Raw genomic sequence first — 22,913 nt, 5'->3', positions numbered from 1 at the left:
GTCACCTCACCACTAAGAAGCATATCATCTCAAAGTCGTCTAGTCCGCTGATGGTGGTATGTAAGGCGGACGTGCCGCCGGGGCGAAAGAGGCTGTCGAGGTCGCTTTCGTCTTTTACTTCGATAATTGATTTAATCGCAGCCGTCAGTAGCGAAGAAATGTGCCGCATGTCGCGCCCGTCCTTGGTTTCGGCGTTGAAGGTGCGGCAAACATCCACCACGGGCGTCGACTTGTCTTTGCACAGATCGCGGAATCTATCGAGCAATTTCTTAGGCGAAAGGTGGTCACAGATGACGTCGCCTGCTGTGCCCATATAGACCATGTAAAAGGGGTGCAGGCGATTCTGCATATCGCGGTTTACGCTGTTATTGCGGTTCTTAAGGACGAATATTACGCCCGGAGGGCAGTCTGCTGAGGCAGGCACAACGGCGTGCAGACCTAAGGGCAGGGTGTCCATATTGCCGACGCGTTTAACGTAGGCCAGTAGGTCCAGCCTAAACTCGTTCAGCCCCAAGTCCATAATGGAGATGCCCGATTGTATATCCTCAATGTCCATGACTTTTTCTTGAAGTTGCTGTAGTTGTGCCTTGCGGTATTCAAGGTCACCTTTTTCCTCGGTGTTGATAAGGTCGTCATCGCCGGTGGCGGTCATTACGGAAATTCGCATCCTTGTTTCAACCCGCCCTTTGAGGGCAAGATACTCATCTAAATCCAGGTCAGGCCAGAAATTGACAAGCTGAATAACGGCATTGCGGCTGCCGATACGGTCGATTCGCCCAAACCGCTGAATAATGCGCACGGGGTTCCAGTGAATATCGTAGTTGATGCAGTAATCACAATCCTGCAAATTTTGGCCTTCTGAGATGCAGTCCGTGGCGATTAGCACGGCGATGTCGTCGCGACTGTGTGGCATAAGCAGATGTTTATCTTTTGAAATCGGGGAGAACAAGGTCAGCACCTCGTTAAGCGCTGCCCGCTGCCCCTTAATCGTTGTCTTGCCGTCTACGTTGCCGGTAATCAGGGCCGTGTCGAGCCCGAACTTTGACTTAACGAAGGCGCTGACATTGGCGTAAAGGTACTCCGCCGTGTCGGAGAAGGCCGAAAAGATAAGGATTTTGCGGTTATTCTCATTGAGGGGGTTTGTCAGCTTGCTCTCGATTTGCCCGAGTAGGGTCTGCAGCTTGGTGTCGTGTCGAGGCGTAATATCGTCGATCATCGATTTAAGTAGCTCGAGCGTTTCGGCATCCGCGGCGAGCCTATCGCGCCAAGTTTTGTAGTCCATATCGGCGAGGTTAATTTTGAGGCTGTGCTGGGCAGCGAAGTACTCGGTGTTGCGGTCATCTTCATCAAAGTCGGCCTCGTCGCCAAGCAGTTCCTGGCACTTTACAACCGAGCCGCCCCCACGGGTGAAGGCGTCTATCTCGGCAAGGGTATCGTCAATCAGTTTTTTGACGCGCCCGAGTGTCAAGCGGAAGGACTCTACGGAGCTCTCTAGGCGTTTCAAGAGGTTGATGCTCATTAAACGACGAATGCCCATTTCGCGCCCCGCCCGGTTAATATTTAGCGAGGTGTCGACATACTTCGCGAGTTGGCTCGGAAAAATGAAGTTAGTCGGGATGTACACCGATAAGTTCAAATTCATCAGCTGGTCATAGATTTCGTTGTAATTTATGGCGCTAGGTAAATCACTAAGGCGCGGGCGCAAGGAGAGGGGCTTTAGTCGCTCAGGGAAGGCGCCAATCTCGCTCATATCGTAATGATCTACGATGTGCTTGCGGGAGCGGGCAATGGTCACACTGTCGAGAAGCGTGAAGAAGTCAAAGTCTAGCGCTCGCAACAGCGCGTCAGTGGTGCGATGGCCCTCGTCGAGCTTGCTCCATTGATTGAAGGCCTTTTGGGCATTGCGGAAAATTTCATCTAGGGTTTGTTTTGTCCCCAGCTTTTCATGGATACGACTCGCCTCGCCCTCATAGGCGAGCTCTAGCTGATTGCGCAAGTCGATAAAGCGATTGTTGACTGGGGTCGCCGAAAGCATTAAGACCTTTGTCTTTACGCCTGCGCGGATGACACGGTTCAGCAAGCGCAGGTAACGGTTCTCGCGGCGGTCTTCCCCATAAAAGTCGCCGCCGTTTCTAAAGTTATGTGACTCATCGATGACCACAAGGTCATAGTTGCCCCAGTTAAGCCTGTCTAAATCCAGCCCGTTGGATTTGCCGCGCTCCCGCGAAAGGTCTGTATGGTAAAGAACGTCATACCTCAGGCGGTCGGGGGCGACGGGGTTGTTGACATAGTTGCCCTTAAAGGTGTTCCAGTTGTCCGATAGCTTCTTGGGGCACAGCACGAGGACGGAGCGGTTGCGGTTCTCGTAATATTTGATGACGGCAAGCGCGGTGAATGTTTTGCCGAGGCCGACGCTATCGGCAAGGATGCACCCACTGTAGGACTCGAGCTTGTTGATTATAGCCAGGGCAGCATCCTTTTGAAAGGCATAGAGCTTGTGCCAGATCTTACTGTCTTTGAAGCCGGTAGCCTCGTTTGGCAGCGTATCCTCAGAAACGTCTGCCAAAAATTCGTTGAATATATGGTATATCGCCACGAAGTAGATTAACTCCGGCGCGTTTTCCTTGTAAGCGGCGGTGATGCTGTCGATGACCTGCTCGGTCACGTCACGCAGTAGGTTGGTGTCATTCCATATGTGGTTGAACAGGCTGAGGTAACCATTAGCATGCGACGAATCAAACTTGCTGACGGGGTTAATGATATTGTTGCCCCGCTCGCACCCGATGTCAGCGGTGGTAAACCCGTGGAGGGGCGTATACGTCGTGGTGATCTCTCCGTTCACGCTCATAAAACCACTGATATAGCCGCTTGTCTGGTTAGAGCGGAATTGCACTTTTTTGCGGATCCAAGCTGCGCATTCGCGGGCGATGGCTCTTTGGGTCAGTTCGTTGCGCAGCCTTACTTCGAAGTCTGTACCGTAGAGGGAGCGCTCGCGGTCGCGGCGGGGTATGTAGAACTCGCGCTTTTCTCTAGGCGTTTTCTCTTGCAGAAATGTCGGCGAAGTAAAAATAAACCGCAGCTCATCAATGCCATCAAGCTGTTTCTTGAGGGTTTGATAGGCGTAGATCGAGAAACAGGCCGCCGCTACGGACAGCTTGTCGCCCTTCTTAATTGTAACCAGCAAGTCGTCTCTTACAGTCTTACTCACATTGTCGAAGAACTCCGGCATTCGCATGATGTTTGCTCCTTAGAGTAACTAGTTTACGCGCAACTATACAGCGGAGAAAAGTCATATTGGATCGCCTTTAAATCCAGTTCTGGGCATGCCAAGAACGGCGGAGATCATCTAGGCGTACTACAGATCGGTATTCCGGCGTACCCTTATTTTTTTCGGAAGTCAAAGAGGGGCTTCTTAGTTGTAGGGGTCGAGGGGCTGGCCCCGCTGGGGAGCTTGTCAATGACCGCTCCAGCAAGCGGCTTCCTCGCTGCGGGTTCTGTTGCTGGTGGTATTGAAGTCTGCCTAAAATCGAAGAGGGGTACGGGTCTAGCGATCTTGCTATCTGCCTGACCATCGTTCTTTGTGATGCGCGGTGTGTCTGCTTCTTGAGGTGCTCGCCCGCTCTGTGTTGGCACACTCAGATGAGGCGTATGTGCACTATAGTCTTCTATAGAATCTGACACTTGCTCCTGCTTCGCTTTCGTCTGTGTGTCTTTTACTGCCGCCTTAGTGGTCGGTTTTGCGGTGTGCTGGGGGGAGGGTTCGAGAGCTTCAGAGGAATCTACGATGCGTAGGGGGTGCCATCCCCGACGGATTTCTGCAGACATGCGCTTAATCGTACTCAGAACGCTGCTCTCGTTATTCTCGCTAGGGCAATTGTGCGAAGTGTTGGGTTGAGAGTAGTCGGGCATGATAGACAGCCGGTTTAGCTCCTCAAATATCTGTTTCATGGCGTCGTCAGGATTTCTGTAGAAGGCACTCCCCCTGACTCGAATGAAGCGCCACCCTAGTCGTTCCAGAATCGCCTGGCGTTTGATGTCGTCTGGGAGGTTATCGATGGTGTGCCACTTGTCGCCATCGCACTCAATAGCAACTTTTTGGGTGCCACAAGTTATCACCATGTCAATGCGATACGCACCTACACGCCACTGTGGGCTCACTTTGTAGCCAGCTGTGCGCAAATGGGTCATGACCTGCCGTTCAAAGTCTGATTCTGCGACAGTTAAATCACCAGCAGTATTTGCCGCGGGATTTCGAGCATGACTGATTAAGCGTAGCCGAATATCATGTGGCTTGAGATCGATATCAGGATTAAGGGAATGAACCACCCAGAGCTGATCCCTCGCCCGACTCGCGGCAACGTTGTAGCGCTTCCGGTTCATGTCATTGTTGCCTTCTTCTGCTATGAGCCTTAAGGGCCCATCAGTTTCTCTTGGTGAATCTACTATGGACAAAAAGATAATGTCACGTTCGTCCCCCTGAAACTGTGCCGAACTGCCGCACTGGATGCGACGGGACTCGTATTCAGCAGGGTCCAGATACTTGTGTAGCAGTTTTTCGATAACATAGGCTTGCTCTTGCCCTAGGAGGGAAATAACTCCAATGGTCTTTTCCTTGTAGGCGGGATCCGTGGCCATAGCACAAATGAGCGAGGCGATATGTTCTGCCTCTAACACATTAGTTTTATTTTTCCCCTTCATTCCATAAGGAACCCGATACTCAACCACAGCAGGGGTTACTGTGACCCCTGAGGCATCCCTGAGTGGCTTGATCCTTAGGCCGTAAGACAATTCATTGCTGAACTTGATTATTTCTGGCAGGCACCGGAAGTGCTCGGTGAGCATGATGGGCGCAAAGCCACATTGCTTAGCTAGGTCGTATATTGAGGTACGGGGGTTATACAAATGGTTAAGGGGGATGCTGGGGATGTACTGGCTAATGAGGGCTTCAACGTCCTCACTCTTGATGCCGAAGGCCTCTGGGCTTACTTGCTCTTCATCACCAACAATGATAATTTTCTTCCCAAGATAGAGTGCCGCTAGTGCCAATATGTTGGCCTGGCTAGCTTCATCAATAATCAGTACGTCGAATTTGTTGGCGCGGGGGTCAAAGCTTTCGGCGACCCGATTTAGAGACATAATCCAGACGGGGATAGCAGTTTGGCATGTGGGCATAAGGCCCTTGGCTTGTTGAAGAAATTTGCCTGCATTTTTTCCAGTTCCTTTGCCATATTGTCTCATGGTCTGACGCCACCCCTCAAGTGCCTGTGCCTGGTGTGGTGTAATGTTGCCGACCACTTGGTCCCATGCTTTTGCGCAGGCTAACTCGCGGGTATTGGTAAGCAGGGTGCGATACAAGTCATGACTCTCTATTTGCAGGGCAAGAGGGTTTTGGCTGTGCAAAAGCAAGAGCTGGTTATTTAGCTGTTGCCATTTCCAGGCGGACTCGACGCCTTCAGGCACTTCAACATGCCCGTGGATGCCACGTCTAGCGCGTATTGCATCGGCCCAAGAGGGGGCTATGTCATCTAGTTTCTTTAGGAGGTCCTGCCGCAGAAAATGAATATCACGTTTGTCGTAGACGGCAGAGAGATGTTCAAGAGCCGCTTTATATCGATCTGGATCCTTGCTTTCAATCGCCAAAGACAGCAGTTTGAAGGCCGAGCCGTGGCGCTCAAGGGGGCGTGTCATGCGTGACTGATCTGCCCACAACTGATCCATGGCCTTTAAGCGATTTGTGCATATGGCCGCACTAAGGTTAGGGACTATAGTATTGTTGAGGGTGGACAACACCTCATCATAGGTCCAAGGATCGTCCTTTGGGGACAGAGAGGGAGTGCGAATGTTATTGAGCGCGATTGTGAAGGGGCGCAGGATCTCACAAGAGTAATTGAGCATGGGAACTACTTTTTGTGATATCTGTCTGCAATAAGATTCGCTTAAAATAGTGTTCAGCTCTCCGTGTGCGCTAATCTCGCCTAACAGCTTCCCAATGCGTGATGCAAGCAGGCTCCTTTGAACCTCGTAGGCGACAAGCGCTCTGACCTTACTAAAATCTTGCGCAGACTGAAGAGAGCGTCCGTGATTCTTTATTCCTACAGAAATCCTCTTCCATCTGGGCTTGATAAGGCCGGTGAGGAGATTTATTGGCTGTTGTGCGCCAGAAGCAATAATTTCATCAAGGATACTAACTGTCTCCGTGGATAACAACTCAAGCGGGATAGTAAACTCGTTCTCGAATTTAATAACTCTGCAAATGTCATAGCGAGCCAACCATTCGTCCATTTCTCGGAGAACTGGTTGCCACAGCTCTGTAAATATGGGGTCCTCCGCGATGCGGTTGGCTAAACTCACTTGAAGAGGGTCAAACCTCTTAAGGATTTGCTGCATTCTCAGTGTGGACTGGGACAACTCGCACAAGATGGACTCCTCGAGCTCAAGCAGTTGTGGGGTAGTTAGCGGATTGCCTGCTAGGACCAGCTTGATGCTTGAGTATTCCTTGGTCGCCTCACGGAACTTCTCTGCGGTCCATAGGCTATCTAGTTCTGGTAGGTGACTAGACAACATAGCCTCCTCTTCGGCGGTCAGTTCACCATTGGTTTGGTACAGCGAGGCCAAGTCATGCTTCGATAAAGGCAATCCTATTGTGTTATCAAAAGCCTTGCCCGGTATGAAGTCTAAACTGCCTTCTCCGTTTCTAACAAATTTAGCAGCCTTCCCGGGGGAGATTGTGTGGTTATCGTAAATAAGATCCAGATACTCGGACCTACGCAACTGCATTAATTGTTGTGCGACAGCTTGGGCCGTTACTATTAGTTTCTCTCGTTGGTGCTCAAGCTGGCTAATCCGCATCTTTGCCGCTACACGGTCATGGCAGGATATTTTCTCGGTCATGGTGTTAATCGTTCTATCCATTTCAGTTTTCTGGGATTTAGAGCTTAATAGGCTAACGCAAAGGCTCTGCAAATCTAGGTCAGGGTTATTTTGGTCTTTAAATATCTTGTCTTTCAAGACGGTGAGGGCCTTTTCAGTATGGCTGGTGACTAAGACACTCTGCCCTTGGCTCAGGAGGTGTCCAATGAGATTGGCAATGGTATGCGTTTTGCCAGTGCCTGGTGGCCCCTGGACCAGCACGGCGCCGCTTCTAACAAGGTGTCTGACGATGTTAAGCTGTTCGTTGTTGGCTGGCAGCGTCAAGAGTGTATCAGCGTCTATTCCGTTGAAGTTCCAGTTCTCATCTAGAGGCTCCAGAGATGCTTCGTCATCGTGCGCGCCGACTAGGCCGGACATGAATGAGGGTGGTGTGGCGGCGTTGGCGTTAAGGTCCTCTAAGACGCGCTCAATGAAGGCCGTGAATCCAAGAGTGCGTTTCCGGAGGAACAGCACTGGGTTAGCCCTGATGTATGGCGTGGTGGGGGCGCTGTAGTCTCCGTCAACAATTATGCCCTGCGGGTGCAGAACTGCAATTAGTCGTGACATTATAGGTTTCCAATTGTCGATGTCTGCAATGTGATAGCCGGCTTCCTCAATCTCAGTTATGAATGCATTAAGCGTAGTCTGCTCCACTCCCGGAAGACAGCGCAATAGCGCGGTGTACAGCTCAGTGCCTGATTCGCCAAGAGTGACTATAAACTCTGGTGTGCTCGGGTCAAACTCAAGTACTACCCCTCTTAACAAGAGTGGATGTGAGGTATACGTCCCGCCTCTGCTCCACTCGAGCATCCAATTGCCAAGCACGAGCTCGACTGCTTCCCCTTCGCGCTTGATTTCTGAGTACAAGCTATAGAGTGAGTTGTAAAAGTCCATGACGGGCCTCTTTTGTAGCTCGAGGTGAACCCACTCGCTCCTTTTTTTATGCCATGATCTAAATAGTTCTGGTCTGTTGGGATCGTCACCAAACCGTTCCTCCCGCGACTCTTCATCGGCTCTGCCTCTGGCAATTGCTTCGCTGAATTGCGCACTGATAACATCTGCTTGCCGCCAATCCCCAGTAAGCCACTCAAGGAGGGAATTGTCCGGCTGAGGACATGGGCTAGTGATGGGGCGCCTGACTTTGAGAATCTCTGCGCTCTCCAGGCTGTCCGATGTAAAAATGTCCCATATATCTGGGTGTGAAGGTAATGAGGAAAAGACCTGGCTCCATTTCTGGTCAGCCAGATCTGTGATGACAGGGTTATGCAGCTTGTTGTATTCCTTGAGGAACTGAAAAACACTATGGATGCGGCTCACCGCACAACCTCCGCTCTAGATGTTTAGGGCGTTTAGTACTTGCCTTAGGTTAGAGAGCTCCTCTATTGTCAGGGTTGTGCCCTTTCGCATCTTGCCTTCGGAGTGGTTCCAATCTCGCAGGTCGTACTTTTCGGGATGATTGTTCCATTTGACCTTGTTGAGCTCTTTGGTCCATTTCCCTTTCTCTGAGAGGATAGCGATCTGCTCGACAATCTCATACTTGAATTCGTCCACTAAACAACCTCCTTCTGTATCATAGGCATAGCGAACATGGACACTGTTCCTATCAAGTTATTCTATCGCATCAGTGTGGTCACACTCAAGCGATTTCTAGTAAAATTTAGGCAATGCGGACAGTCTCTGCGTGAAAATAGGCGAATATTGACAATAGAGCCTAGATTCAGCAGGAGATTTGTCTTGGTGGTAGGTCTTAGAGACTACAACACTCCTAGTCAGCTGAGATGATTCTGTCGATACCAACGGAGCACTCAAGGCTGCTTGATGCTAATTCAATAGCAGTTTTTGGCTGCAATGAAGACCGTTGTTCCGAGGTGAAGTATGAAGGTGAAATGCATTCGCAAAGACTTCTCTGCACGCCTAATAATCGGAAAGGAACATAAAGTAGTGTGCGTTGCGCAAGGCGCCTACCATCGTATTAAGGAGTCGAAACGAACAAGTAGGGCGCCCTTTAAGTAGAGGTAGAAAGATTTCAGGAGACTGACCCGGAATATAGAGGGATAGAAGCCTGAACGTGGAATACTCGGGCGAGATAGAATGGTAGTAGAGGTCACGTTCTCACCACAAGTGAAAGGGGGGCTCTGCAATATGAAGTTTGGATTTCGTACCCCGAGTCTTAAGAAGAGCTTATCCGCAAGGACGAGCCTAAAACGCATCGCTAGGCATAACTTCGGGATTAAGGCTCCGCGGGGATGGGGGTGGCTCACTAATCCCAAAAAGGCGGCATATAACCGGGTGTATAGCAGAGTGACATTTAGTATATGGGACGTTTTGAAGAAGCTCTTTAAGTAATGAAGCGGCGAATATGTTTAGGCGCAGGCTATTCCCTAAGTGGGGTTTAGTCTGCGCCTTCAGTACGACCATAATAGATGATGCGAGCCGTTCCAAGCAGCTATGTGCCGCAAAAGGTGCGATAAGGCAAGCCTGAGGGCTCGCGGTAGAAAGATTGCTCTGCCGAGTGCGTGTAGGGCTTGGCGAGTGCAGCTAAGAGCCGTTCTACAAGGCCTAAGTCGCCTTGCTCTGCCGCTTGCAGGGCCTCTTCTACGCGGTGGTTGCGCGGTATGAGGGCAGGGTTAGCTGTGAGCATCAGTTCGTGTGCCGACAGGTCTTTTTTCTCTTGCTGCTTCTGCCTCACCTGCCAGCGTTCACGCCACTGTGCAAATTCAGCGCTGGCGAACATGGCGGAATTGGCGAAGTCATTATAGGTTAGGGCGAGAAAAGTATTCGTATAGTCGGCCCGGTAGCTATGCATGAGTTTAAGCAGGTCTGCGAAAAGCCGCGCGTCATCCGCTTGCTCGCCGTGCAGACCAAGCTTAGCGCGCATCCCCTCCGTCCAGGCCTTTTCATGCACGGGCGCGAATAGGGAGAGTTCTGCTTCGGCCAAGGCAGATGCTTGTTGGCCTGTATTAGGTAGCAAAGGCAAGAGAGCTTCGGCCAGGCGAGCTAGGTTCCAGGCGGCGATGCGCGGCTGGTTGCCGTAGGCGTAACGGCCATAGGTATCAATAGAGCTAAACACCGTAGCCGGATCGTAAGCATCCATAAAGGCGCAGGGACCGTAGTCGATGGTTTCGCCGCAAAGAGACATGTTGTCTGTATTCATTACGCCATGGACAAATCCCACGAGCTGCCACTTGGCTACGAGGGCCGCTTGGCGTTTCACAACTTCCTTAAGGAGGAGCAAGTAGCGTCCTGCCTCCCCTAGTAGCTCAGGGAAGTGTCGCTTGATGGCGTAGTCTGCTAGGGCGCGCAGGTCGTCTCCTTCTCCCCACTGAGCGGCGTACTGCACAGTGCCGACGCGAAGATGGCTTCGCGCTATGCGCGTAAGAATTGCGCCGGGCAGCGCAGTTTCGCGCCTTACCACTTCGCCAGTGCGCACAACTGCTAGGCTGCGTGTGGTGGGTATGCCAAGAGCATGCATGGCCTCGCTAATCACGTATTCGCGCAGCATGGGGGCAAGATGAGCTCGTCCATCTCCACCGCGTGAAAATGCGGTGCGACCAGAACCTTTAAGCCCGATATCAAAGCGCTCGCCGCTTGGGGCAATTTGCTCGCCCAGTAGGAGCGCGCGCCCGTCTCCTAACATAGTGAAATGCCCATACTGATGCCCTGCATAGGCCTGTGCCAGCGTTAGGGCGCCCTCTGGCATCTTATTGCCAGCAAGCTCCAAGGTGCCCTCTTTACTGCGCAAAGCTTCTGGGCAGAGCCCTAGCTCCGCGGCTAGTTCTGCGTTAATTAGCACTAATTCCGGAGTGCGCACAGGTGTGGGGGACCTTAACTCATAGAACTTTGGCGGAAGAAGGGCATAAGTGTGGTCAAAGTTCCATCCGGTAGTATTCATTTCGTCCTCCTTCTTGGCTGTACCATGTAGGGAGCCACAGGTGCCGTTGCTGTACTATTAAGTATCATGCCCCTCGCGGCGGAAAAAGCCGTCGCGGGTGAGGGCGGTGAGTTGTGCCTCGCGCGGGTTGACCGGATTCATGTACATGTTCGATTGACAAGAGGACTTCACATTCCTCTTGTTCACCCGCACTATCTAGGTGGAGGCACCCATCAACGCAAATTGCAAAATTTACTTTACAAAGAGGGGACAGAATCTACTTGTATGCAGCTAGGCAAACAAGTAGAATTGATGTGTTTGCTGTTACTCCGAGGTCTACGTAGGAGTGTTCAAGGAAGATATATGTGCGGCTGACGAGGCATCTAGAATGGTATAAGGGGAGATAAAAAATGTCTCATGTGGGTTTAGCGGCCGTTCAGGAAGCGAAAATGATTGGCGATCAAGTGAAATTTCGCATTCTCGCGGCATACGCTACGGCGTTAGTACTTCTCGGTCTATTTATGGTTGATTCTGCGGAAGTGTATAGTGGGATATTGGCTATTTTGCAATCCCCCGGCATTCTCCTTACCGATTACATGGTTGTCGGTGGCGTGGGAGCGGCCCTAGTAAATAGCGGCTTGGTCGCTTTGATCGGCCTAGCTGTAGTCGCTGTCTCTAAGGCAACTATCTCTGGCGCAGTAATTGCCGCCATCTTCACCATGGCTGGCTTTGCCTTGTTTGGTAAAAATATAGTGAACGTATGGCCCATCTTCTTGGGGGTATATCTCTTTGCCGTGATAAAAAAAGAGCCCTTTAAGAAGTTCATCGCGCCAGCCCTCTTTGGCACTACCCTAGCGCCGATGGTGAGCCAGCTCGCCGTGGGCTTTGATTTCAGCCCGGCCGTGGGGGTCGCGCTAGGCGTTCTCTTTGGCACCATTGCCGGGTTCATACTGCCGCCATTGGCAGCGCACTGCCTGACATTCCACAAGGGCTACAATATATACAATATTGGGGTTACCGGCGGAATTGCAGGCACCGTTTTTATGGCCCTGTTTCGCGGCTATGGCTTGCAGAATAAGGCGACGCTTATCTGGGGTGAGGGCTACAACGCTACTCTTGTGCCAATTTTCGTGGCCTACTTTGTGTCATTGGTCTTGCTTGGCCTGTGGCTTGATGCGAACTCATTCAAGTTACTGGGTAAATTAGTAGGTAGTACGGGCGTCGTGCCCTCAGACTTTACGAGTCTGAATGGCACCGGGGCTACATTTGTCAATATGGGTCTGGTTGGTTTAATCGGCATAGCCTACCTCTTGCTCTGTGGTGCAGAACTAAATGGCCCCACGCTAGGTGGCGTGCTGACCATGGTTGGTTTTGGTGCCTTTGGTAAGCACATCAAGAATATTGTTCCGATTATGCTCGGTGTCTACATGGGAACAATGGTGCAAACATGGGCTCCTTCTGACCCCGGAGCCGTCTTAGCAGCCCTTTTCGGCACTACTTTGGCGCCTATAGCTGGTAAATTCGGAATTATCGCTGGTGTAATTGCGGGGTTTATCCACCTATCAGTCGTTATGAATGTTGGTTTCCTGCATGGCGGTATGAATCTTTACAACAACGGCTTTGCGGGCGGCATCGTGGCAGCGGTAATGGTGAGCGTGCTAGCCGCCTTTGTAAAAGTTGACTAGGCGATTTGAACGATGATGTTAGGAGTGATAGTTTGAAACAGTGGTACGAAGAGCTCTTCGCCAATTACGGACAGAAGTATGACCAAGAAAGCTTCGCACAAGGGACGCTTGGTGAGTGCGACTTCATAGAGCAAGAAGTGCAGCATAACAAAGCAACTCGCATCCTAGACATTGGCTGCGGGACGGGCAGGCACTCAATTGAACTGGCGCGGCGCGGCTACAGCGTGGTAGGCGTCGACTTGTCACTATCTCAGCTTAAGCGCGCCCGAGAAAAGGCTGCGGCTCTTGGCGTAGAGGTCGACTTTCGCCAAGGAGATGCCAGGCAGCTCGCCTTCTGCCAAGAGTTTGATCTCGCTATTATGCTGTGCGAGGGCGCCTTTCCTTTAATGGAGACAGATGAGATGAACTATGAAATCCTCAGCAAGGCCGCCAAAGCCCTTGCCCCCGGCGGCAAGTTTATTTTGACGACCTTGAATGGTCTGTTCCCTCTCTTTAATTCGATGCAACAATTCTTTTCTGCCGACTCTAAGAGTACTGACGCGCAGTATGCGGACCATAGCTTCGATCTTATGACTTTTCGCGACCACAATGTGACCACTTTCGAAGACGACGCAGGCCTCAAAAGAGAACTAGAGTGTAACGAAAGATACTATGTGCCCTCCGAGATGACTTGGCTACTAAAATCCCTCGGTTTTCACAGCATCGAAATCTTCGGGGCTAAACTCGGCGCTTTCAGCCGTAACGACAAGCTTACGACTAAGGACTTTGAGATGCTTGTCATTGCGACTAAGGGTTAGAACGTAGTCGTCTTCAACACGAAAAACTCTTCTCCACCTCGTCAACCAGCCATCCCACATAGGCCACGGCCTGCTGGATGGCTTTTTTGTTGGTCATGTCGACGCCGGCCATTTTGGCTAGGGCGAGGGGCTTGAGAGTGCCGCCAGCCTTAAGCACATTAACCCAGCGCTCGGCTGCCGCGGCGCCTTCGCTTTGGATAGCCTGGGCTACTGCCGTGCCGATGGTGAGCCCTGCGGCATAGCTGTAGGGGTAGAGCCCGCGGTAGTAGTGAGCTTGTCGCATCCATACCATCTCTGCTCCTTCGTCAAGTGTGACTTCGTCGCCCCAGAACTCGGCCAGTATCTCGCCTTGCACTTTGTTAAGGACGGTGGCGGTGATGGGCTGCCCTGCCTCTGCTAGGCCGTAAGTGCGGCGCTGCAACTCGCCTTCAATGAGGTGGCGCACAAAGTTATGGTAGTAGGTCATGAGTAGCTGCATCATAAGCCAGCGGCGCATCTCATTGCTCGTGCTTAAAGCCAAAATACGATCCGCGACGAGCAGTTCATTAATGGTTGATGGTGCCTCGATAAAGAACATGGTGGGCCTGGTGTTGGCTAGCCTTTGGTAGCGCTGCGCCAGTACGCCTTGCCCCGCATGGCCTAGCTCATGCGCTAGTGTTAAGGCATTGCGCATGCGGTTGCCCCAGCTCATGCTGATGTAGGGGTGCACGCCATAAACAGAATTGCAGAAGGCTCCTGTTCGCTTGCCGATGTTGTCGGCCCTGTCTATCCAGCGGTTTTGCAGCCCGTCTGCCATGATTTGTGCGTACTCGGGGCCAAGTACACGGAGGCCTTCGAGCACGAGTTGGCAGGCTTCTTCATAGGTGGTCTCGGGGTTGTAGCTAGGGTCGAGCGGCGCCTCGATGTCGCAGTAGAGCAGTTGCTCAAGTTTGAGCACGCGCTTACGTAGACTAGCATAGCGGCGCATATGGGGGGCTAACTCAGTGAGAATGACATCATGAATGTTGTTGTAGATATCGATGTTCACTTCTTGCTGATCAAGAAGCATGTGCACGGCAGAGTCATAGCCTCGCAGTTTAGCGGCTACTACATTCTTTTTTACTTCGGTGCCCCAAGCGGTGCCGTAGGTGTGTAGGTATCTTTTAAGCCCCTTGGTTTGCTCCGCGTAGGCATTTCTACGCAGGAATGTGTCTGCAGCGGTTTCATGCCTGCCTAGTGACATGGGGTAGAGCTTGCCAGTGCTGTCTGCCACCGCATCAAAGGCGAGGTCTGCCGTGCGCGAGGTCTCATACACCTCGGCGGGAGCGTTAAGAACCTGCCCGAAGGCCGCGAGTGCCATCTCCGTCTCGGGGCTAAGCATGTGGGGTCTTTTTTCTAGCCACTTTTCTATGGTAATACGAAAAGGGTCTAGGGCGGGTTCGTCTTCTAGATATTGCTCGAGTCGTCCCGCAGGAAGTGACAGGGCTTCAGAGAGCACGAAAGAGGTTTGCGCCTGAAGATGTGCCATGGCGGCTCCGGCTTTACTGGCCATCACCTGGAACGAGGGGTTGGTGCCGTCGCTAGAAATACTTAGAGAGGCGTAAGCAAAGACTTTGGTAGCACGTTTCTGCAAGGCCTCGTGAGCCAGAAGACAGTCGAGAAGTGTCAGTGCGCCTCTATCTAGGAGGCCTTTGTACTGTGTGACAGCAGAAATGAGGGGCGGCAAAGCGGCCATTTCGGCCTCCCACTCCTCTACAGAAGAAAAAATGTCGTTTAAGTTCCAGGTTTCCTGCTCCCGTATCTCGGCTCGTGTCAGTTGTTTAGACAAAGTAGCTCCCCCTTACCTGTACTTGGTGGTGACTTCTAAATCAGAGTATTTCGCCACGCGAATAACTTAGTCCTGCAAGAATTGTGGAGCTGAAACTATGGGCAGAACGCTGCGTAGTAGGTTTGTAACCATACAAGGGGGGATTAGCGTGTTTAATGTGTTCCTAATCATGCTGCTTGGCCTGATTAATCTGCGGTTTGACTTGTTGCTTGGTAATATGAAGCGCTACCTGCATGGGCAGGTCTGGCGCTTAGTTGTTGGTGCGCCGCTTTGTCTGTTGTGGGTGTACTTAACTTTGCCCGCCCTTGTGCCGAACGTGGGCTACACTGTGGTGCTACTGCCACTGGCCCTCAATATTACTGCCACCATGCTTGAAGTATGGACGGGGAAAAAGAAGCCAGCAAAGAGGGTTGGCTGGCTACTGTCGCTGCTCTTTGTTGGTACCCTAGGAGTGTCATTCTATCTCAATGTACTGGTGGTGCCGTTTCACGCTACCGAGCTTAGAGACACACCGGTGGTCAGGCTAGCCACAGAGCCCTTGCCCGTCATGCACCTTGAGCATATCAGGCTGGTGCCTATTGAGAACGCCAGATGGCGCGCGGACAAAATCCTAGGCGGCATGGGCGCAGGCTTTGAAATAGGGCACTTAAATATACAGATGGTAGATGGGGAGCTCTACTGGGTCGCGCCGCTAGACTTTCGCGGCCTGATGCGCTGGTGGAGCTTTCGCGAGGCGCCGGGCTTTGTCATGGTAGACGCTGAGGATGCGGGTGCGCCAGCCGAGTTTGTGCCCGCACCACTAAAGTACACCCGTGGGGCCTTCTTTGCCAGCGACCTCTTCCGTCACGTCTATGGGCAGTATGGAGACGTGCTGCTACTTGGCCCTAGTTTTGAGTTGGACGACGAACGCAATCCTAGGTGGGTCATGAGCATTGGGCGTCCTACAGTTGGTAAGACGGGCACAGTGGTGACAGGCGTAGTAATTGTTGACCCCGCCACGGGAGAAATGCGTGAGTATGCTCTGGCTGAGGTGCCCACTTGGGTTGACCAAGTAATCCCCGAACAAGTTGCCGAAGCGCACAATTCTTGGTTTGGCCGATTTGTACATGGTTACTGGAACTCTGTCATTGGTCAGCGCGATGTGCATCTGCCGACCGCGTGGGAGGGCGAGGTAGATGTCTTTGGTGTGGTGGGCCCAGACGGGCGGTTTTACTGGTTTACCGGGCATACTTCACCGGGTGAAGACGACTCGCTCATGGGTTACACCATGATGGATGGTCGCACAGGTGAAATTGTTTACTACAAAGATGCCGTGGGCATATTTAATGAGGCCGCAGCGGTAGCCTCGGTCAATGCAGCAGTGGCAGACTTCGTGGGGTGGAGGGGGGCGCAGCCTCTGCTCTACAACCTCTACGGCGCGGAGTCCTACGTAGTGCCTGTCTTGTCAGAAACAAATATCTTAAAGGCAGTAGGTATCGTCAACGCCCGTACTGGGCGCACCATCGTGGAACCGACCATGTTGCAAGCAGTGATGGCCTACAAGCAGTACCTAGGGCAGGGCATTGGCGGCATCGTACCGACTGGCATAGCCGCGCTACAGACCCATGAGGGCGTGGTGTCGCGGATTGGCTCTGCAACTTCCGACGGACAAACGGTGTTCTTCCTGCGGGTCACAGGTTCGGAGCGCATATTTACCGCTACGGCCTCGCTTAGCGCAGAAATTGCGGTGACTGCGGTGGGCGACCGCGTATCGCTTTCTTATCTGGACACAGATGAAGCAGTGGTGCCTTTAGCAGCCTTCGATAATCTCGGTTTCTAGTAGTAAAAGTGCGGTGGGGGCGAAGGCAGTGCTTGCGCCAGACAGTAGTTCTAGTGAAGTGAAGCGCGGAGAACCGTCCCTAGCGCTTCGTCCAATTAACACTTGTCAAACTACTGTGTTATCGCTTATCGTGTAAGCTGTAGTTAAGCTGAACGCGAAAGAGGGTGCGAGTTTTGCTCAAGGGTTTCTCGCTCGAAGAACGCAGTTGGATGATGTATGACTGGGCCAATTCCGTATACTCAGCGGTGGTGACGGCCGCGATTTTGCCGCTGTTTTTTACTTCGCTGACTGGCGCCGCTGGGATTTCTTCTACTACGTCAAGTGTCTACTGGGGATATGCTACCGCAGCCGCCTCTCTGATTATTGCAATGATGGCGCCTTTACTCGGGGCTCTCGGGGACTACAAGGGCATGAAGATGCGTCTTTTCAAAGTATTCTTGGCCATTGGGGTGCTCTCGACTGCTGCTCTCGCTTTGTCCACGCAGTGGCAAATTGTTTTAGGCATTTCGATTGTCACTGCCATTGGGTTCGCCGGTGCTTCCATCTTCTATGATGCGTCTCTCGTGGATGTCACTACTTCTGAGCGTATGGATAAGGTCTCGAGCTACGGTTTTGCCCTAGGTTACATTGGGGGCAGCACGATTCCCTTTGTTGGCTCTATTGCCTTGATTATGTTTGGCGAGCGCATAGGTGTGCCACGCCTCTTAGCTACCCAGATTTCTTTTATAATTACGGCTCTCTGGTGGGCAGTGTTTTCTCTGCCACTCTTACGCAACGTCAAGCAAGTGCATTTTCTTGAACCAGTGGCTGACCCCATCGCTGCCAGCTTTCGCCGTATAAAGGCCACCCTAAGTAACGCCAAGGAGCATCGGCGGGTGTTCTTGTTCCTTGCGGCGTACTTCTTCTATATTGACGGCGTCGGTACGATTATCCGCATGGCCACTATTTACGGCGCGAGCGTGGGCATCGGCACGGAGACCATGCTAGCTGCGTTAGTAGTCATTCAAATAGTAGCCTTTCCCTGCGCTATTATCTTTGGGCGTCTAGCCGAAAAACTCGGCAGTGCGACTATGATTTTAGCAGGTATCGGCATCTACATGGTCATCAGCATCCTCGGTTTTCGCATGACGACAGCGGCGGATTTTTGGGGCATCGCCCTGCTCGTGGCCACCGCACAGGGAGGCATCCAGGCCATCTCTCGCTCGCATTTTGGCAAAATGATCCCTAAGAATCGCTCTAATGAGTTTTTTGGTATGTACGATATTTTCGCTCGATTCTCCGCAATTCTTGGTCCCGCGATGTTCGCCATGCTTACTCAGGCTACGGGCAACCCACGCTTTGGGGTGCTGAGCGTCATGTTTCAGTTTACTGTGGGGGCCATCCTTTTCTGGTGGTCGGAGAGAGGTACAGCTGCCGTAAAAGTAGCTATGTAGAGGAGGGCATATGTCTAAACGCTTAGTCGTCATATCTGTAGATGCTCTGTCAGTCGACAACTGGGAGCAAGTGAATAGCCTCCCCACTTTTCGTGCCCTGCTGGAACAAGGTGCTTTTAGCCGAGAGCTGCGCAGTGTCTTTCCTACGCTTACTTATGCGGTACACACGACCATGGTCACAGGGGTGCACCCCGCGACACACGGTATTTTGCACAACAATCCCCTGCAGCCTTTAGTGCCAGAGAAAGAAAAGGCCTGGTATTGGTATAGCCGCGTTATAAGGGCACAGACCATCTACGAGGTAGCCTCTGTGCATGGCTTACGTACTGCAGCGCTACTGTGGCCGGTCACGGGCGGTGCTAACATCAATTACAATTTGCCAGAAATTGCGGCACTACCAGGAGAAAACCAAGCGCTCAAAGTAATGCGCCATGGGAGCCCCTTGTTTTGCCTTGAGCTAGAGCTACGTTTTGGACGTTTGCGCTCGGGGGCAAGTCAGCCTGCGCTCGACAACTTTGTCACCGCAAGCGCTGTGCATACCCTAAGGACTAAGCGGCCGGACCTGATGCTCATACACTTAATCGATCTTGACGACAAAAAGCACTACTTCGGAACAGACAGCCTTGAAGCCAGGCAGGCCTTAGAGCGCATGGATAGCCGCTTGGCCGCCATTATCGGGGCGACAAAGGCGGCCGGTACTTTTGCGGAGACCGCTTTCTTGGTCATTGGCGACCACGGCCAACTAAATGTCGACTACCGAGTGCGACCCAACAATTTGCTGCGTGAGCAGGGCCTAATTAATCTTGATGGCGGGAAGAGCGAATGGCGCGCCTATGTGCAATGTTCGGGTGGCAGTGCCTACCTCTATGTGCGTGAGGGTGACTTGGCAGCGCATGAAAAAGCTATGGCGATACTCTTAGAAGCTGCGGGCGAAGACAAGTATGGTATAGAGGCAGTGCACGGTCCGGCAGCTTTTCCCGACCTGTGTGGGGCACATGGTATTGCGGCAGTGATAGAAGCGCGCCAAGGTTACTACTTCGACGAAGCCATCGCCGAACCAACTGTGCACTACATTACTGCGCCCGGCAAGCAGTATGCCACCCATGGGTACTCGCCACACAAACCGGACTATACTTGTCTCTTTATAGCTGCGGGCAATGGCGTGTTAAGGCGTGGCGATTTAGGCGCTTTAGAGATGGTGGATATCGCACCCACCATGGCCAACTTGCTAGGGCTGCCTTTTTCCCGTAGGGATGGGCGACCGATTGCCGGGCTGGGCTAAGTTTATGATAAATCCCCCTGGCTAAAGGCCAGGGGGATTTGGTGGTTTTGTCGGTCAAAGTATTAGGCGCTTTCCGCGGAAATGTGCTCTTCCTTTATGCCGCGAGTCATAAGAGCTTTCGTAGTCGCTGTGACCATGCCTTTTGAGCCGCACATGTAGATCCTGTGATCAGTTAAGTCTAGCTCGGCCAGTAGATCGGTGACTAGACCTTTGCGTTCGGTGTAATTGGGAGTAGGAGAAGCCACAACCTTCAGGTAGCGCAAGTTGCCCGATTTCTGTGCCGCGCTGGCTAGAATCTCATCGTAGATGAACTCGTCAGGGGTGTTCACGCCGTAAATAAGTGTGACCTGCTTGTTTGCTGCCAAGAGTTGATCGACTATGGGGATGAAGGGTGTAATGCCGATACCGCCGGCCACTAAGAGGAATTTCTTCGCCGTAAGGTCAACGAGTAACGCATTCCCCATAGGACCCTCGAGTTGGTGCGATTGACCCACCTTAAATTCGTCAAATATTTTGCTCGTGCCGTACCCGCCAGGCATGTACTTAATGCTGAGGCGCACACTCTGGTTGTTTTCTCCGCTGGCGGCAGAGTAGGCGCGATAGACCTCAGGCCTATCCTCTACTTTGACTACGAAGTACTGGCCAGGCAGGTAGGCGACAGTGGGCGGCTCTACGAAAGAGAAGGTAAACTCGCGCACATCCTTAGACAATTGTTCGATGCGTGTAATCGTCGCCGTGATTTTCAGACGTCCTTTGTAGCCCGTAGTGTTGCTCTGTCCCACCACAAGGCGTGCTTCATCTGTCGTAGAGAGCGTGAGCGCTTTCGCAGGGCAGTTCTCTACACATGTCAGGCAGCGGATGCAGTTTTCGTCGTTAAACTGTCCCTCTGCCGAAAAGGCTGTGTGCGGCATGAGCTGCATGGGGCAGACGCGTCCACACTTAGCGCACTTGTGGCACTTGACCGCGGCTTCGAGCGTAATTTTGCGGTCGTTCCTCTTAGTCCAGCCCAAAATCTTGCCAAGTTTGTACATGAGCACTTGCATGGTGCCCATGGGGCAGAACTGACACCAACTGCGTGGCGCAAATAAAAGGCCCAGCGTGCCGCCCACAATGGTCACCATGAGGTAGCTCATGACAAAAACAAACCCTAGGCGATCCCAAAAGTGTAGCTCGCCCCAGAGACCGGCCACGCGCACAAAACGCGAGCCTAGGTTGTACATAAACCAAGTCATGACGGCCGCTTGTACGTACACTGATTTAAGCGCATTAGGTATCTTACGATTTCGACTGAGTGGCAGCAAAATATGGTCAAAAAGACTGCCGTGGGCACAGTAGTTGCCGCACCAGTAGCGGCCCTTAAACAGCGACATAACCGCTAACGAAAATATTACACCGAAAACCAAGAGGCCAAGTCGGGGGTACCATAGGCCGCCAAAAGCCACGGTCAGCGTGAATAACCACCCATACTGGCGAAGAGCAGAAAACGTGCGCTTTGTTTTGATATTGAATGTACGCATAGCAGCCTCCTTTATTGCTTTTTTGGACATACCTGTGCAAAGAGGTTATCGCTCCTCGGTGGCGAAGTGAGGAGGGAGAAGATTAAGGGGGATGTTACTTGACTAAAACAACGCAGGCAACGCAGAAATTGGCAGGGCAAGGCAAGATGTGGGTGGTAGTAGGGGCGGCAGCGGCCATCTTTTTCCCAGGGTCACTGGTGTTCGGGCTGCCAGGGCTGATGTCCACCGTGTGGGGTAGTAGCCTAGGGGTAAGTGCAGGTGCTCTGAGTTATGTGATGTTCTTTCTCTTAGCCGCACTTGGCATTTTCATGTTTGTCGTCGGTAAGTGGACGAACAGGCTAGGCGCTAAGTCCTTGATTATGCTCGGTACAGTGCTCGCCGCGTTGGCTGCAGCCATGACGGCGGTGGTTACAAATGTCTGGATGATTTACGGCTGGGCGTTTCTTATCGGGACGGCAACCTGCTTCATCTACTCTCCGGGTATCGGCATTGTGCAGCGGTGTTATCCTCATATTAAAGGAACGGTCTCAGGCATCGTCAATCTGACCTTTGGCATATCTTCGGCCCTACTAGTGCCTCTATATCGTCTGTGGCTCGATACTTATGGGCACGCTACTCTTGGTCTTGCTATTAGCGCCTTCACCTTGGTCATCGGTCTACTGGCCGCGCAGCTTATTTCGGAGCCCGCATCGAGCGAGGGCCGTAGCCCGTCTAGTGCAGCAGCGAGCCAAGCCGAGGCCATTAACCTAACTTTGACCCCGGCGCAAGCCGTACGCACGAAGGATTTTTGGCTACTATGGCTGGTGTGGTCGTTTATGGGTGCCGCTGGCATTACCATGGTCACGCAATCGGTGCGCTATGGACTCTACCTCGGGCTTGGCCTCGCGGGTGCGTCTAGTATTTTGGCCGCCTTCAATCTAACGAATGGACTGAGTCGCTTAGTTTCGGGGGCACTCTCTGATGTTTTGGGGCGGAAGTTAACTTTAGCGCTTAGTTTTGTGCTAGCTGGTGTGGCCTACTTGATGCTAGCCTCCGTTAGTTCTCTAAGCCTGATATTGTTTCTCGCCGCAGCCATTGGCTTTGGCTACGGCACACTGTTTGCCTGTTCTGCGCCGCTTATCGCCGAATGTTTCGGCCTCAAGCACTTCGGCGTCATCTTTGGCTTAGTTTTTACGTCTTTCGGCTTTGTTTCTGGCCTGCTAGGTCCCGTAGCAACTGGGCTTATTTTGCAAACGACAAATAATAATTACGCAGCTGCTTTCGTCTTTCTCGGGCTGCTCTGCTTTGTTTCCGCAGGGCTCATGTTCTTCGTGTCACAGCCTGATAAAGCTAAACAGGGTACCGTCTAGGACAGAGGGCTGGTTCGCAGGTTACTATGACACAGTGCTAGACAATGGGTCTTAACTGGAGAGTGTCTTATCAAGCAATTGTTTCAGTGCGGCTTCTGGCATGACACCAGGGATACGGTGCATTTCTTGGCCATTTTTGAAAATTAGCACGGTCGGAATGGCCATAATATTGTACTTGCCCGCAGTGACTTGGTTCTCATCGACATTGACTTTTGTTACTTTGGCTTTGCCGGTATAGGACTCGGCCAGACGATCAATGATGGGGCCGAGCATGCGACAGGGCATGCACCATGGCGCCCAAAAATCCACCACAGTCACGCCTTGAGCGGCGAGTACTTCTTCGGTAAAATTTTTGTCAGTTACATGCAACATGGAAAACTCCTCCTTCAGATACCCCCTAGGGTATGCTACTAACTAGTTTAGGTGATGTACCGTCTCTTGTCA

General features: G+C 52.1%; 13 protein-coding genes. 6 read left to right on the top strand and 7 right to left on the bottom strand.

All coding sequences use genetic code 11. The annotated features are described in order from the left end of the window. Position 1: 1 nt before the first annotated feature. From KGZ92_10620 to KGZ92_10605, 4 genes are all read right to left on the bottom strand, one after another. Complete coding sequence (locus tag KGZ92_10620) at positions 2-3,235, bottom strand: DEAD/DEAH box helicase family protein (protein MBS3889720.1); 3,234 nt, start codon at positions 3,233-3,235, stop codon at positions 2-4. Positions 3,236-3,381: 146 nt separating this feature from the next. Continuing rightward, a complete protein-coding gene (locus tag KGZ92_10615; GenBank protein MBS3889719.1) occupies positions 3,382-8,226 on the bottom strand; it encodes an AAA family ATPase in 4,845 nt (1,614 codons plus the stop codon). Positions 8,227-8,241: 15 nt separating this feature from the next. Then, complete coding sequence (locus KGZ92_10610) at positions 8,242-8,460, bottom strand: hypothetical protein (GenBank protein MBS3889718.1); 219 nt, start codon at positions 8,458-8,460, stop codon at positions 8,242-8,244. A gap of 895 nt (positions 8,461-9,355) precedes the next feature. After that, on the bottom strand, positions 9,356-10,801 hold the full coding sequence (locus tag KGZ92_10605; GenBank protein ID MBS3889717.1) for a YdiU family protein: 1,446 nt from the start codon (positions 10,799-10,801) through the stop codon (positions 9,356-9,358). Positions 10,802-11,190: 389 nt separating this feature from the next. Between KGZ92_10605 and KGZ92_10600 the strand changes: the two genes are divergently transcribed. Beyond that, the gene (locus KGZ92_10600; protein MBS3889716.1) at positions 11,191-12,465 is read left to right on the top strand and encodes a DUF1576 domain-containing protein; all 1,275 of its coding nucleotides are present in this window, start codon (positions 11,191-11,193) and stop codon (positions 12,463-12,465) included. A 32-nt stretch (positions 12,466-12,497) separates the two neighbouring features. Beyond that, positions 12,498-13,262, top strand: a complete 765-nt coding sequence (locus KGZ92_10595; GenBank protein MBS3889715.1) for a class I SAM-dependent methyltransferase — start codon at positions 12,498-12,500, stop codon at positions 13,260-13,262. A 13-nt stretch (positions 13,263-13,275) separates the two neighbouring features. Here the strand turns inward: KGZ92_10595 and pepF are convergent, their stop codons facing one another. Further along, positions 13,276-15,069 (bottom strand): oligoendopeptidase F, encoded by a 1,794-nt coding sequence (gene pepF / locus KGZ92_10590; protein ID MBS3889714.1) that lies wholly within the window; start codon positions 15,067-15,069, stop codon positions 13,276-13,278. Between the two features lie 148 nt (positions 15,070-15,217). On the opposite strand from pepF, the gene KGZ92_10585 reads away from it, so the two are divergent. From KGZ92_10585 to KGZ92_10575, 3 genes are all read left to right on the top strand, one after another. Further along, positions 15,218-16,888 (top strand): hypothetical protein, encoded by a 1,671-nt coding sequence (locus KGZ92_10585; protein MBS3889713.1) that lies wholly within the window; start codon positions 15,218-15,220, stop codon positions 16,886-16,888. Between the two features lie 209 nt (positions 16,889-17,097). After that, positions 17,098-18,321, top strand: coding sequence for an MFS transporter (locus KGZ92_10580; GenBank protein MBS3889712.1), 1,224 nt, complete (start codon positions 17,098-17,100; stop codon positions 18,319-18,321). 10 nt (positions 18,322-18,331) lie between these two features. Then, positions 18,332-19,603 carry an alkaline phosphatase family protein gene (locus KGZ92_10575; protein MBS3889711.1) on the top strand — a complete coding sequence of 424 codons (1,272 nt, stop codon included), beginning with the start codon at positions 18,332-18,334 and terminating at the stop codon, positions 19,601-19,603. 62 nt (positions 19,604-19,665) lie between these two features. On the opposite strand, the gene KGZ92_10570 is transcribed toward KGZ92_10575, so the two are convergent. After that, complete coding sequence (locus KGZ92_10570; GenBank protein ID MBS3889710.1) at positions 19,666-21,120, bottom strand: 4Fe-4S binding protein; 1,455 nt, start codon at positions 21,118-21,120, stop codon at positions 19,666-19,668. A gap of 98 nt (positions 21,121-21,218) precedes the next feature. Between KGZ92_10570 and KGZ92_10565 the strand changes: the two genes are divergently transcribed. Further along, positions 21,219-22,469, top strand: coding sequence for an MFS transporter (locus tag KGZ92_10565; GenBank protein MBS3889709.1), 1,251 nt, complete (start codon positions 21,219-21,221; stop codon positions 22,467-22,469). A gap of 51 nt (positions 22,470-22,520) precedes the next feature. Here the strand turns inward: KGZ92_10565 and trxA are convergent, their stop codons facing one another. Beyond that, entirely contained in the window at positions 22,521-22,841 is a 321-nt protein-coding gene (gene trxA / locus KGZ92_10560; protein ID MBS3889708.1) for a thioredoxin, read from the bottom strand. Between the last annotated feature and the right edge of the window lie 72 nt (positions 22,842-22,913).

It is taken from the genome of Bacillota bacterium (assembly GCA_018333655.1).
GTDB lineage: Bacteria > Bacillota > UBA994 > UBA994 > UBA994 > BS524.
This window is presented reverse-complemented; position numbering and strand designations above follow the sequence as displayed.

Bases quoted from the DNA above. Each gene is read 5' to 3' on its own strand.
- KGZ92_10605 (MBS3889717.1), bottom strand. From the start codon at position 10,801: ATGAATACTACCGGATGGAACTTTGACCACACTTATGCCCTTCTTCCG.
- KGZ92_10620 (MBS3889720.1), bottom strand. From the start codon at position 3,235: ATGCGAATGCCGGAGTTCTTCGACAATGTGAGTAAGACTGTAAGAGAC.
- KGZ92_10570 (MBS3889710.1), bottom strand. From the start codon at position 21,120: ATGCGTACATTCAATATCAAAACAAAGCGCACGTTTTCTGCTCTTCGC.
- KGZ92_10600 (MBS3889716.1), top strand. From the start codon at position 11,191: ATGTCTCATGTGGGTTTAGCGGCCGTTCAGGAAGCGAAAATGATTGGC.
- trxA (MBS3889708.1), bottom strand. From the start codon at position 22,841: ATGTTGCATGTAACTGACAAAAATTTTACCGAAGAAGTACTCGCCGCT.
- KGZ92_10575 (MBS3889711.1), top strand. From the start codon at position 18,332: ATGTCTAAACGCTTAGTCGTCATATCTGTAGATGCTCTGTCAGTCGAC.
- KGZ92_10580 (MBS3889712.1), top strand. From the start codon at position 17,098: ATGATGTATGACTGGGCCAATTCCGTATACTCAGCGGTGGTGACGGCC.